This window comes from Rhodoplanes azumiensis (assembly GCF_042682915.1).
Taxonomy (GTDB): Bacteria; Pseudomonadota; Alphaproteobacteria; order Rhizobiales; family Xanthobacteraceae; genus Rhodoplanes; species Rhodoplanes azumiensis.
Genome location: NZ_JBHUIW010000006.1, coordinates 55,125 through 67,695, shown reverse-complemented (window position 1 = coordinate 67,695; position 12,571 = coordinate 55,125). Strand labels below are relative to the sequence as shown.

12 protein-coding genes are annotated in these 12,571 nt (G+C 71.0%); 6 read left to right on the top strand and 6 right to left on the bottom strand.

Annotation, left to right across the window (positions count from 1 at the left end):
- Positions 1 to 246: 246 nt before the first annotated feature.
- The 6 genes from ACFSOX_RS07630 (at position 247) to ACFSOX_RS07605 (ending at position 7,190) form a co-directional block, all read left to right on the top strand.
- The gene (locus ACFSOX_RS07630; protein WP_378477201.1) at positions 247 to 1,584 is read left to right on the top strand and encodes a phenylacetate--CoA ligase family protein; all 1,338 of its coding nucleotides are present in this window, start codon (positions 247 to 249) and stop codon (positions 1,582 to 1,584) included.
- Between the two features lie 313 nt (positions 1,585 to 1,897).
- The gene (iorA, locus tag ACFSOX_RS07625) at positions 1,898 to 3,730 is read left to right on the top strand and encodes an indolepyruvate ferredoxin oxidoreductase subunit alpha (RefSeq protein WP_378477200.1); all 1,833 of its coding nucleotides are present in this window, start codon (positions 1,898 to 1,900) and stop codon (positions 3,728 to 3,730) included.
- The gene (locus ACFSOX_RS07620; protein ID WP_378477199.1) at positions 3,730 to 4,635 is read left to right on the top strand and encodes a 2-oxoacid:acceptor oxidoreductase family protein; all 906 of its coding nucleotides are present in this window, start codon (positions 3,730 to 3,732) and stop codon (positions 4,633 to 4,635) included. Before iorA ends, ACFSOX_RS07620 begins: the two co-directional genes overlap by 1 nt.
- Complete coding sequence (locus ACFSOX_RS07615) at positions 4,632 to 5,801, top strand: 2-oxoacid:acceptor oxidoreductase subunit alpha (RefSeq protein WP_378477198.1); 1,170 nt, start codon at positions 4,632 to 4,634, stop codon at positions 5,799 to 5,801. The genes ACFSOX_RS07620 and ACFSOX_RS07615 overlap by 4 nt, the downstream gene beginning before the upstream one ends.
- Positions 5,794 to 6,639: a thiamine pyrophosphate-dependent enzyme gene (locus ACFSOX_RS07610; protein WP_378477197.1), complete on the top strand. Its 846-nt coding sequence runs from the start codon at positions 5,794 to 5,796 to the stop codon at positions 6,637 to 6,639. The genes ACFSOX_RS07615 and ACFSOX_RS07610 overlap by 8 nt, the downstream gene beginning before the upstream one ends.
- Complete coding sequence (locus ACFSOX_RS07605; RefSeq protein WP_378477196.1) at positions 6,636 to 7,190, top strand: 2-oxoacid:acceptor oxidoreductase family protein; 555 nt, start codon at positions 6,636 to 6,638, stop codon at positions 7,188 to 7,190. Before ACFSOX_RS07610 ends, ACFSOX_RS07605 begins: the two co-directional genes overlap by 4 nt.
- A gap of 272 nt (positions 7,191 to 7,462) precedes the next feature.
- Here ACFSOX_RS07605 and mgtE read toward each other — a convergent pair whose 3' ends face one another.
- The 6 genes from mgtE to ACFSOX_RS07575 form a co-directional block, all read right to left on the bottom strand.
- Positions 7,463 to 8,839 carry a magnesium transporter gene (mgtE, locus tag ACFSOX_RS07600; RefSeq protein WP_378477195.1) on the bottom strand — a complete coding sequence of 459 codons (1,377 nt, stop codon included), beginning with the start codon at positions 8,837 to 8,839 and terminating at the stop codon, positions 7,463 to 7,465.
- Between the two features lie 10 nt (positions 8,840 to 8,849).
- Positions 8,850 to 9,281, bottom strand: a complete 432-nt coding sequence (locus ACFSOX_RS07595; RefSeq protein ID WP_378477194.1) for a DUF2493 domain-containing protein — start codon at positions 9,279 to 9,281, stop codon at positions 8,850 to 8,852.
- Positions 9,282 to 9,314: 33 nt separating this feature from the next.
- Positions 9,315 to 9,518, bottom strand: coding sequence for a hypothetical protein (locus tag ACFSOX_RS07590; protein ID WP_378477193.1), 204 nt, complete (start codon positions 9,516 to 9,518; stop codon positions 9,315 to 9,317).
- A gap of 610 nt (positions 9,519 to 10,128) precedes the next feature.
- Positions 10,129 to 10,518 carry a hypothetical protein gene (locus ACFSOX_RS07585; RefSeq protein ID WP_378477192.1) on the bottom strand — a complete coding sequence of 130 codons (390 nt, stop codon included), beginning with the start codon at positions 10,516 to 10,518 and terminating at the stop codon, positions 10,129 to 10,131.
- Position 10,519: 1 nt separating this feature from the next.
- On the bottom strand, positions 10,520 to 11,233 hold the full coding sequence (locus ACFSOX_RS07580; RefSeq protein ID WP_378477191.1) for a hypothetical protein: 714 nt from the start codon (positions 11,231 to 11,233) through the stop codon (positions 10,520 to 10,522).
- A 146-nt stretch (positions 11,234 to 11,379) separates the two neighbouring features.
- On the bottom strand, positions 11,380 to 12,429 hold the full coding sequence (locus ACFSOX_RS07575) for an FUSC family protein (protein ID WP_378477190.1): 1,050 nt from the start codon (positions 12,427 to 12,429) through the stop codon (positions 11,380 to 11,382).
- Between the last annotated feature and the right edge of the window lie 142 nt (positions 12,430 to 12,571).

Genomic DNA, 12,571 nt, shown 5'->3' with positions numbered 1-12,571 from the left:
ACGCCGCGTCGTCCGTCGGGCATTCTGCGCAATTGCGCTGCGCCGACACATCCCGTATGGAAACATCATTATCAGACCCGAGGCGATCGCTTCCGCGCCACCGCGGCGGTCCGTTTGTTGCCGTGCGTCAGACATTCTTCGCACGCCCCGGATCGACCGGCGGCCGATACCCCCGACATCGTTCACCCGCGTCGCGGCGACAGGGCGTCCGGCCCTGTGGCCGCGCCTAGACCGAAGGGGAGATGAATGAACCGGCCGGCCCTGAAGCCCGCCCCCGTGGCGGCCTTGTTCGATCCTGCCGCCGAGACGATGCCGCGGGCGGAGCTCGCCGCCCTCCAGCTCGCCCGCCTGAAGACGACGCTGACGCGCGCCTTCGGGAACGTGCCGCACATGCGCCGTCGCTTTGCCGAGCACGGCGTCACGCCCGATCATCTGAAGACTCTCGCCGACATCCGCCACTTCCCGTTCACCGGCAAGGCGGATCTGCGTGACAATTATCCGTTCGGGATGTTCGCGGTGCCGCGCGAGGACGTGGTGAGGGTGCATGCCTCCTCGGGCACGACCGGCAAGCCGACCGTGGTCGGCTACACGGCGGACGACATCGCGCTGTGGGCCGACCTGATGGCGCGCTCGCTCGTCGCGGCCGGCACGACACGGCACGACATCGTCCATGTCGCCTACGGCTACGGCCTGTTCACGGGCGGGCTCGGCGCCCACTACGGGGCCGAGCGGCTCGGCGCCATGGTGGTCCCGGTCTCCGGCGGCATGACCGAGCGGCAGGTGACGCTGATGCGCGACTTCGGCGCCAACGTGCTGTGCTGCACGCCCTCCTACGCGCTCAACATCGCGGAAGTCGCGGAGAGTAGCGGCATCCGGCGCGACACGCTGAAGCTGCGGGTCGGCGTGTTCGGCGCCGAGCCGTGGAGCGAGCAGATGCGCGCCGCGCTCCAGGCGCGACTCGGCCTGCAGGCGATCGACATCTACGGACTGTCGGAAATCCTCGGCCCCGGCGTCGCCTGCGAATGCACGGCGCAGGCCGGCCTGCACGGCTGGGAGGATCATTTCCTGTTCGAGATCGTCGACCCGAAGACGCTCGAGCCGCTGCCGATGGGCGCGACCGGCGAGCTGGTCATCACCACGCTGACCAAGCAGGCGCTGCCGATGGTGCGCTACCGCACCCGCGACATCACCCGCCTGGTCGACGAGCCCTGTGCCTGCGGCCGCAGCCATGTGCGGATCATGCGGGTGACCGGGCGCGACGACGACATGATGATCATCCGCGGCGTCAACGTGTATCCGTCGCAGGTCGAGGCCGTGCTGGTCGGCCTGCCCGGCATCGCGCCGCATTATCAGATCGTGCTGACGCGCCGCAACGCGCTCGACCACATGGCCGTGGAGGTCGAGATCGCGCCCGACGTCGCGCAGGACGATGCGACGCTCGCGCGCATCGGCCACGAGGTTCAGCACCGCATCAAGTCGACGATCGGCATCACCTGCGAGATCGTCGCCAAGCGCCCCGGCGAGGTGCCCCGCTCGCAGGGCAAGGCGGTGCGGGTGAAGGACCAGCGACATCTTTCGGAATGATGCCGAGCGACGGCCCCTGTCCCTTCTCCCCGGGCGCGGGGAGAAGGTGGCTCGCCGCGCCGCGGCGAGTCGGATGAGGGGGCGCTTCCGGACAGCACAGACTCGTGGTGACGCCCCCTCACCCGACATCCGCGCGCAAGCGCGCGAATGTCGACCTCTCCCCGCACGCGGGGAGAGGTGACGCTGGTGGCGCCGCTGACCTGGCTGTCTCACCACCCCTTTGACCTTTCTCAACCCCCGATCCGACGAGACGGACCAGAGTGATTCCAAACTGAGGCGGTCCGCACGCGACCGGATCGACAGGGAGCCCGACGTGAGCATCGACGCGGTGCAGGACCAACGAGCCGAGACCCGCCGGCGGACCGCCGAGGCGCTGCCGCTGACCGGTAACGAGGCGATCGCGCGCGGCGCCTGGGAGGCCGGCGTCAAGGTCGCGGCCGCCTATCCGGGCACGCCGTCGACCGAGATTCTGGAGAGCCTCGCGACCTATGATCCCGCCGACGTCACGGCGCAGTGGTCGGTCAACGAGAAGGTGGCGCTCGACACCGCGATCGGCGCGTCCTTCGCGGGCGTGCGCACGCTCGCCGCGATGAAGCATGTCGGTCTCAACGTCGCCGCCGACTCGCTGATGAGCTTCTCCTACATCGGCGCCCATGGCGGCCTGGTGCTGGTCGTCTGCGACGATCCCGGCATCCACTCCTCGCAGAACGAGCAGGACACGCGGCTGTTCGCCCGCCTCGCCGGCGTTCCGGTGCTGGAGCCGGCCGACGCCCAGGAGGCGCTCGACTACGTCAAGGCGGCGTTCGACCTGAGCGAGCAGTTCGACACGCCCGTGATCCTGCGCGGCACCACGCGCCTCTCGCACACCCGCAGCATCGTGACGGTCGGCGCCCGCACCGAGGTTCCCTCGCGCGGCTTCGTCGGCGACCACACCCGCACCGTGACGATCCCGGCCAACGCGCGCCGCCTGCACCCGAAGGTGATCGCCCGCGAGGCGGCGCTGTCGCAGTGGATGGTGACGTCGCCGCTGACCAAGCGCGACGACGGGTCCGACCGGCGCTGCGGCATCGTGACGAGCGGGCTCGCCTATCTGTACGTCAAGGAGGCGGCGCCGCAGTTCCCGGTGCTGAAGCTCGCCGGCTCCTACCCGCTCGCCGCCGACGCGATCCGCGACTTCGCCGCGACGGTCGATCGCCTCATCGTCGTCGAGGAGCTCGAGCCGGTGCTCGAAGAATCGATCCGCGCGATGGGCATCCCGGCCGAGGGCAAGAGCCTGTTCCCGCGGCTCGGCGAGCTCTCGGTCGAGCTTCTTCGCGAAGGCCTCGCCAAGGCGGGCCTCGTCGACACGCCGGTGCCGCTCGCGCCGATCGACGTCACCGCGATGGCGCGCCCGCCGGTGCTGTGCTCCGGCTGCCCGCACACCGCGAGCTTCTTCGCGCTGCGCAGCATCGGCGCCCATGTCGCCGGCGACATCGGCTGCTACACGCTCGCCGCCATCGACCCGCTGCGCTCGATGGACACCTGCGTCTGCATGGGCGCCAGCATCGGCAACGCCGTCGGCATGGCCAAGGCCGGCACCGAGAAGCCGGTCGTCGCCACCATCGGCGACTCGACCTTCCTGCATTCCGGCATCCCGCCGCTGATCGACGCCGTCTACAACAAGGCCGATCTCACGGTGCTGATCCTCGACAACCACATCACCGCGATGACGGGCGGGCAGGATCATCCCGGCACCGGCCGGGATCTGCGCGGCGCGGCGGCGCCGCGCGTCGACTACGCGGCGCTGTGCCGGGCGATCGGCATCGACTGGGTGCGGGTCGTCGACCCTTACGAGGTCGGACGGCTGTTGCAGACATTGCGCGAGGCGACGGCGCATCGCGGCGTGTCGGTGATCATCGCGTCGCGGCCCTGCGTGCTCGATCCGGTGAAGATCAAGGGCGCGCCCGTGGCGGTGCGCGCCAGCGCCTGTATCGCCTGCCAGTCCTGCATGAATCTCGGCTGTCCCTCGATCACCTGGTCGGGCGAGCTGTTCGAGGGCCGCCACAAGGTGACGATCGACGCCACGACCTGCATCGGCTGCACGATCTGCGCCCAGGTCTGCCCGACCGACTGCATCCAGCCGGTGACCAGGGGAGCCCCCACCTGATGCGTCCGCTGCCGCACGAAGACGACTCCGCGCCGGCGCCGCGCCCGGCGACGGCCGGCCTCAACATCCTGGTGGTCGGCGTCGGCGGCCAGGGCGTGCTGATGATCTCCAAGGCCCTCGCCCTGTTGGCGCAGCGGCGCGGCTTCGCCGTGAAGCAGAGCGAGGTGCACGGCATGGCGAAGCGCGGCGGCATCGTGTTCAGTCACGTCCGCTTCGCCGAGCAGGTGTGGTCGCCGACCATCGCGCGCGGCGAAGCCGACGTGCTGGTCGCGCTCGAATGGGCCGAGGCGCTGCGCTGGCTCGATCACCTGCGCCCCGGCCGCGGCATCTTCATCGCCGACACGCGCCGCATCGTGCCGCCCTTCGCCTGCCGCAGCCGCAAGCCCGGCGCGCCGTCCGCCTATGCGCGCGAGACGCCGGCCGACGTCGTCGGCCGCCACGCCGAGGGCTGCGCCCTCGACGCCACCGGCATCGCGACGGCGCTGGGTGACAGTCGTGCCGCCAACACGGTGCTGCTCGGCCGCCTCTCCGCCTGGCTCGATTATCCGGTGTCCGACTGGCACGAGGTGATCGCCGCGATCGTTCCCAAGGGGACGCGCGAGATCAACCGCGCCGCCTTCGATGCCGGCCGCGCCTGGACGACACCCGTTGCCGACGAGACCGCGGCGACGAGCGCCCCGGCGGTCGCGGCGCCGGCGCCCGATCTGCACATCGGCGTCACCATCGACGCGGCGTGGTGCAAGGGCTGCGGCATCTGCGTGAAGCTGTGCCCGGAGCGTTGCCTGGCGATGAGCGGCCCGACCGCGATCGTGAAGACGCCGACGGCCTGCACGGGCTGCCGGGTGTGCGAATGGCTGTGCCCGGACTTCGCCGTCACGGTGCGCAACGAGGGAGTGCCGGCATGAGCACGGTGAGCACGACGGGACTTGCCACCACGCGGCTCACCGCCCTGCACGGCAACCACGCCTGCGCGCTCGCCGCCGTCGCGGCCGGCTGCCGCTTCTTCGCCGGCTACCCGATCACACCGTCGAGCGAGATCGCCGAGCACCTGTCGCACGAGATGCCCAAGGTCGGCGGCACCTTCGTGCAGATGGAGGACGAGATCGCCTCGATCGCCGCCGTGATCGGCGCGTCGCTCGGCGGGCTTCGCGCCATGACGGCGACCTCCGGCCCCGGCTTCTCGCTGATGCAGGAGAACATCGGCTACGCGGCGATGACCGAGACGCCCTGCGTGATCGTCGACGTGATGCGCGGCGGCCCCTCGACCGGCATGCCGACACGGCCGGCGCAGGGCGACGTGATGCAGGCGCGCTTCGGCAGCCACGGCGACCGGCCCGTGGTGGCGCTCGCCCCCGCCTCCGTGCAGGAGATCTACACCGAGACGATCCGCGCCTTCGATCTCGCCGAGCGGCTGCGCACGCCCGTCACGGTGCTGTACGATCAGGTGATCGCGCAGCTTCTCGAGAGCGTCGCCGTGCCGGCGCCCTCGACCATCCATGTGCGCGACCGCAAATGGGCGAACGGCGCCGGCAAGCCGTTCCAGCCCTATGCGGCGGACGAGGACGGCATCCCGGCGATGGCGCGACCCGGCGACGGGCATCGCGTCCACACCACCGGCCTCACCCATTCCGAGAGCGGCTTCCCGACCCAGGCGCCGCCCGTGGTCGAGCGCATGATGCGGCGCCTGCTCGGCAAGATCGACGTGCACGCGGCGCTCCTCGAGAAATACGAGACGCTCGCGACCGACGACGCCGAGGTGCTGATCGTCGCCTACGGCATCACGGCGCGCGCCGCGCGCCGCGCCGTCGCGGTGCTGCGCGAGGCCGGCATCAAGGCCGGCCTGTTCCGCCCGATCACGCTGTGGCCCTTCCCCGAGGCGGCGCTGCAGAAGATCGCCGCGCGCGCCCGCGCCTTGCTGGTGCCGGAGATGAACGCCGGCCAGCTCGTCCTGGAGATTCAGCGCATCGTCGGCCACGCCCCGCCGGTGCGCCCGCTGTCGCGCATCGACGGCGAGCCGATCACGCCGAACGAGATCGCGACCGCCGTCAAGGAGCTCGCCGTCCATGCTTGACGCCACGCCCCACACGACCTTCGACCCGAAGGAGTGGCTGCGGCTCGCCACCATGCCGCATTTCATGTGCCCGGGCTGCGGCCACGGCATCGCGCTGCGCGCGCTGCTCGCCGCCGTGCACGACTGCGGCATCGCCAAGGACGACCTCGCGGTGGTCTGCGGCATCGGCTGCTCGGGCCGGGTCGGCGGCTACATCGACGCCAACACGGTGCACACCACGCACGGCCGGCCGCTCGCCTTCGCCACCGGTCTGAAGCTCGCCCGCCCCGACCTCACCGTCGTGGTCGTGACGGGCGACGGCGACTGCCTCGCCATCGGCGGCAACCACCTGATCCACGCGGCGCGCCGCAATCTCGACATCACCTGCCTCATGCTCAACAACGAGGTCTACGGCATGACCGGCGGCCAGGCCTCGCCGACCACGGCGCCGAACCGCTTCACCTCGACAACGCAGGCCGGGGCCATCGAGCCGACCTTCGACGCCTGCGCGCTCGCCGCCGCGGCGGGCGCCGGCTTCGTCGGCCGCGAGGTGACGCGCCAAGCGCCGGCGCTCAAGACGCTGATCGCCCGGGCGCTGCGCCACAAGGGCTTCTCCTTCGTCGAGGTGATGTCCGACTGCACCGAGATCTACGGCCGCAAGAACGATCTCGGCGAGGCGCCCGAGATGATCCTCAGCCAGAAGGCCGACATGCGCCCCGAGGCGCATCGCGACGCGCCCGACCAGCCGTTCCGGCCGAACGCGCTGCCGACCGGCGTGTTCGTCGAGCGCGACCTGCCGGAATACGGCGCGCGGCTGCGCGCCCACGCCGCGACCCTGCGCGGGGAGACGACGCCATGACGATGACGCCGGCCACGCACCGACGCGAGATCCGCCTCGCCGGCTCGGGCGGCCAGGGCCTGATCCTCGGCGCCCGGATTCTGTTCGAGGCCTTCGCCGTGGAGGGGCGGCGCGCCTCGCAGTCGCAGAGCTACGAGCCGACCTCGCGCGGCGGCTTCTGCCATTCCGACGTGGTGGTGAGCGAGGATCTCTCCGACTTCCCGCTGGTCACCGGGCTCGACGCGCTGATCGCGCTCGATCAGGTCGGCTTCGACCGCTCGATCGCGCTCACGAAGCACGACGCGCTGGTGATCGCCGATCTGCGCATCGACACCGCGGCGGCGCAGGGCCGGCGCCTGCACCGGCTGCCGCTCGCCGAGCGCGCGGTGGCGACCGGCAACGCCCGCATCGCCAACATGGTGGCGCTCGGCGCCTTCGTGGCCCTCTCCGGCCTCGTCCGCCCCGCCTCGCTCGAGGAGGCGATCCGGCGCGAGACGCCGGAGAAGTTCTCCGAGCTCAACCTCACCGCCGCCCGGGTCGGCCTCGCCCTCGGCGAGCGGCTGGCGGCGTAAGAAGACGATCCGCCTTCTTTTCACCTCTCCCCAGCGGGGAGAGGTCGGAGTTCGCGCCCTCGCGAACTCCGGGTGAGGGGGTGCCGAGGCCAGCCAAGTGGCGCCGTAAACCCTCACCCCGGTGCGCGCCGGCGGCGCGCCCCGACCCTCTCCCTCAGGGAGAGGGTGCAGAAAGGCGCCATCGTGAACGACGCCCCCTACCCCTCGCACCTCTTGTTGGAGGCGACGTCGGTGCCGTTGGCGACGCGGCATCGGCGGCGCGGCGGGCGACTTCAGCTCGCGGTCAGAAGGTCGCCGAGAAACAGATAAGCGAGCGCGAAGTAGATGATCACGCCGAGCAGATCCATGATCGAGGTCAGCAGCGGCGAGGACAGCGTCGCGGGATCGGTTCCGATGCGCTTCGCGGCAAAGGGCAGCAACGCTCCGATGAGTGCGCCGAGCACCGTGCAGCTCGCCATGGCGAGCCCGACGACCAGCATGATGTTCCAGCCGATCCCTTTCGAGAACCAGGCCAGCACCACCTCGATCGCCGCGATCACCACGCCCAGCGTCAGCGCAACAGGCAATTCGCGACGAATCACGAACCAGATGTCGCGCCACGTCGGCGCGAACTGGCCGAGCGCCATGCCGCGGATCACGAGACTGGCCGACTGGCTCCCGGTGTTGCCACCCATGTCGACGATCGGCGCGATGAAGGCGGCGAGGATGATCACCTCGGACAGCATCTTCTCCTGCGCCGCGACGAATGTCGACGTGACGACGCCGAAGGCCGTGAGGAGGATCAGCCAGAACGCCCGCACGCGGAAGATCCGACCGAACGACGAGCTCCGGAGGTCGAGATCAGGTCCGCCCGCGAGCGGTGCCGCGGCACCGAACTGGACGAGCCGCCGTCCGCGTTCCTGACGGGCGATGTCGAAGGCGTCGTCGACCGTGACGATCCCGACGAGCCGGTTGCCCTCGGTCACCACCGGCAGTGCGAGCACGTCGTAGGCGGCGATCTTCTCGGCCACCGCGTCCTTGAGATCGTCCGCCCGGGCACGGGCCGGATCGGCCTGCATGATGTCGCGGATCCGCGACCCTTCGTCCGCCAGGATCAGATCCCGCAGCGACACGACTCCCTTCAGGAACCGATCGTCGTCGATCACATAGGCGGTGTAGATCGTCTCGGCGTCGGGCGCTTCGGCGCGCAGATGTGCGATCGCCTCCCGGATGGTCTCCTCGGGGCGGAGCGTCGCGTAGTCCGAGGTCATGATCGCGCCGGCCGTGCCCTCCGGATAAGCGGCCAGTCGCCGAATGTCGTCACGCTCGGCTTGCGCGAGGGCGGGCATCAACGCCTCTCGCGCGGCGGGGTCGAGCATCTTCCAGAGGTCCGCACGTTCGTCGTGACGCATGCTGCTGACGATCCGCGCGAGCTCGGGCCGCGGCAGGGCTCTGGCGAGCGCAACCTGGAACGGAGCGTCGAGATAACCCAGCACCACGCCTTGCCGGTCGGGGGGCAGCACGGTCAGCACCTTCGCGGCCTGGTCCACGGGCAGCGTGCCGATCTCCCTCGCCGTGTCGGCGGGATGCGTGGTCCTGAGCGCTTCGCGGATCGGGTGCACGTCTCCGGCGTCGAGCCAGGTCGTCAAAGCGGTGGCGAGTGCCGTCATGTCGAACCTCTCAGGAACCGTGCAGTCGCGCTGCGCGAGCGGGACGTGCCGTCGCGAGTATCGATGCCGTTCGCGTGACGGGATCACGGGCCTCGGCATCGCATCCGTGAAGGACAGGCAATCCGCCGGCGCGGGCGCGGTCGATCAGATCGGCCGTGTCCGCGCCGCCGGGAAGGACCAACACGAGGTCCGGCCGGCTGTCGGCCAGCATGAACGCGTTGCGCAGAGCTTCGGCGCGCCGGCCGTGGAGCTTCCAGTTGGCGGGATAGCGGATCACGTCGATGTCGTGCGCGCGCGCCCAGTCCTCGGCGACGGCGCCGAGGACGGCGTGTCCGCCGTGGATCAGGACGGATACGCGGTGCTTCCGACGAACCGCATCGAGCGCGGCGAGGATCGGGGCGGCGTCGGAAAGACACCGCCCTCCGGCGAGGAGGAGGCGCATGATCGTTCTCCCGACGAGCGCGACGCCGCGGCCTCAGGCCGCTCGCAACATCCGGTGGCGATCGATCAGCGCCGCGAGCCGACGATCGACGGTCGCCGCCTGGACACGGGGCGCCGGCACGGGCTCGAGGATCCATGCACCGACCGGACGGCCGGTCTCGGGACAGACGGTCCAGCGCAGCACGAGCTGGCGCGCCGGGCGGTCTGCAGCGATTGCGAATGTGATGAGCTTGGTCATGGTCGCCTCCATCGGCCATCACGGCCGGCCTGGAGGCGGGACGCGCGTCAGCGACGCGCCGTCACATCCATGGACGGACCGTGAGAGCAGAAAATGTCGGTGAAGGTCCGGCCGGTCTGCACAGCAGAGACCGGACCGCTACTAGGGTAACCGTCCATCGGGTTCTCTGGTGGTTGCGAAGAAAAAGGCGGCTGTCGCCCGCGGTCCGCCGATAGGTGATCGAGGCGTTCTTGTCAATCGGATTGTGTGAGACGTCAGAGTCCTGAACGACGCGCCGCCTCGCGAGGCGGATTCTCGCCGCTTCGACGGGGTGGCGAGCGAGGATCTGTCGCGGCGGCGGGGCGCCGCCCGCGGCGGTCCGCCGCTCGGCGCGCGCGTGGCGGCGGAAGGAGCGCCGGCCGTTCCCGGCGGCGCGCACCGGCGAGCTCTTCGCTCCGCCTCCGGCATGCAGCCCTCGATTTCCCTCGGTCGTCCCGGGGCGGCGCGCAGCGCCGATCCCGGCACCCGTGATCCCTGTCTTTCGTAAGCCACCGGGCGCGGGGGATCGGTTTTCCGGGCTCGCGGACCTGACGGTGCGCGCCCCGGAACGACGGAAAAGGGCGACGCCCCCCTACCCCTCGCACTTCTTGTTCGACGCCGCGTCCGTGCCGGTGGCGGCGCGGCATTGGCAGCGTGGCGGGCGGTCGAGCAGCGACACCGTGACGGTGGTGATGCGGTCCTTCTTGACGACCAGCTCGCACAGCGGCAACGGGTCGCCCGAGCCGGCGACGGCGAGCTTGTGGGTGCCGACCTGCTGGCGCAGCACCGCGGCGCCTTTCTTCAAGGGCTCGAGCGGCTCGGAGTCGAGGATGAGCTTCAGGTGTGGCGGCGGGTTCGCCGGCACGGTGCGGATCTCGATGTAGCCGGTCGACTTCTCGAGCTTGCAGGCCGACAGGCCGACGGCGACGAGCGCCGCTGTCACGAACGTCGCGGCGAGAAGCGCCGCGCGAGAGAAACGCATCTCACACTCCGGGCGGCTTCAGCCCACCGATCAGCGACTTCAGCTTGGTCGAGGCGTCGCGGATCTCGCGCGTCAGGTTGCGGATCACGGCGATCGCCTCGGCGGCGCGGCGCACCTGCATCAGCTCGTCGATGAAGTCCTCGCGGGTCTGCAGGGTGCGCAGGAGATCGGCGAACTCCTTGCGGGCGCTCTCCAGATCCTCGCTGGCGCGCTCGGTCTCGGTGACGAGCTTGCGCCACTGGTCGAGCAGGAACTCCTTCTCCTCGGGCCGGAAGCGGGCGTCCTGCTCGATCGCCTTCAGCTTCGCCCGCCCGTGCGCCAGCGCCTTGGCGCCGAGCTGCGAGACCGTCCCGTTGTCGGAGACGGCGCCGAGCAGGCCGGCGACCATGCCGCGCAGCTCCTCGATCTCGGCGCGCGCCTTGCCGACGTCGGAGAGCTCGTCGATGGTGCGGGTCGTGTCCTCGATCCGCTTCGACAGGTCCGGGTAGCTCTTCTTCAGCTCCTCGACCTGCTTGGCGTACTCCTCCACCGGCGTCACGGCATCGCCGCTGCCGCTCGACGCGGAACCGGAGCCCGAGCCCGCCGACTGGGCGCCGGCCGGCGTCGCTCCGAACACGAGAGCCGAGACGAGCACGAGCACGAGCACCGGCAGCAACGCGAATGCGCGCCGGAAGCCCGGGGCGGCCGGGCGCGAAACGGCGAGGAATCGAAGCATGGCGCGGGCCTCGCGGCGGGCCGCCGGGCCGAGACGGCCGGCGGCGGCAATGGATCGGTCACCCACTAGGCGCTCACACTTGGGGCGGATTCTTGGCGCCCGCAAGCCCAATCGTCGCAGCCGCGCCTCAGCCGTCCCGCCGGGGCTCAGCGGCAGCGCGCCGGGAGCTGTCGCGGCGGCGTCCGCGCGGCCGCCTCGGCACCGCCCGGCCGCCAGAAGGCCAGCACGGCGCCGACCAGCGCGAGCCCGCAGCCGATCAGGATGTCCTCCAGCCGCTCGACGATCAGGGCCGAGACCGAGCGCGGATCGGGCAGCGCGAGGCGGAACGCGATCAGCAGCATCACGGCGATCAGCGCGGTCTGCAGCCAGAACCGGCTCGGCATCTGCAACGGGATCAGCGGCGCGATCACGAAGATCAGCACGATCGAGACGAGCGGCGTCGCGATCGTGTGGATCACCACCCAGGCGACGACGACGCCGACCGTGGTGCCGAACATGAATTCGACGATGCGCCGATAGGTCGCCTCGGCGCCGGGCTGCATGACGACCAGTGGCGCGACCGTGATCCAGATCGCCCGCGTCATGCCGAGCGCGACGCCGATCCACAGGCCGAGCGCCGCGACGGCGCCATAGGCGAGCGCGTAACGCAGCCATTCGGCATGACGCGCGAGCCGCGGCACCACGAGGCCGACCGGCACCGGCATCGCGCCGAAGCGCAGATGATCGACGGTGCGCACGACCGCGGCGACCGCGAAGGCGAGGCCCGCGAACCAGTAGTCGCCCGGCGCGAAGGCCGGCATGCCGGCGGCGAGGCCGAGCGAGATGGCGCCGAAGCGGGCGCCGAGATGCGGCCCCTTGCCGATCCGGGTCGCCCAGCCGGCGGCGACCAGCGCGACGCAGAACAGCGGCCAGAACGGAAACTCGTAGCCGTGCAGCGCTGTGCCGAACCCGACACCGGCCGCCATGCCGACGCCGATCTGCACGAGGGCGAGCAACCGCGCACCGAGGCCGCGCTCCTCCTCGTCGGCGAAGCACGCCATCATGCCGATCAGCGCGCCGAGCAGGGCGCCGCCGGGCGCGTTCATCAGCGTGCCGGCCGCGAACGGAACTCCGATGGAGACGAGAAACTGCCACGAGCGCCGCAGGCCGGCCGTGTCGGGCACGGCCCGCCGGGAGAGATCGCGCGCCGCGCGCATCGCGTGCACCAGCGGGCGTCGGGCGAACAGGCGACGGCGTGCCGAGCTCGCGGTCGACCGCGCCGGCGCGACGGCATCGGAGGAACGACGGGGGGCGGACGGTAACAACTCGGTAACCATGACTCGTTCGGGCGGGGCCTCG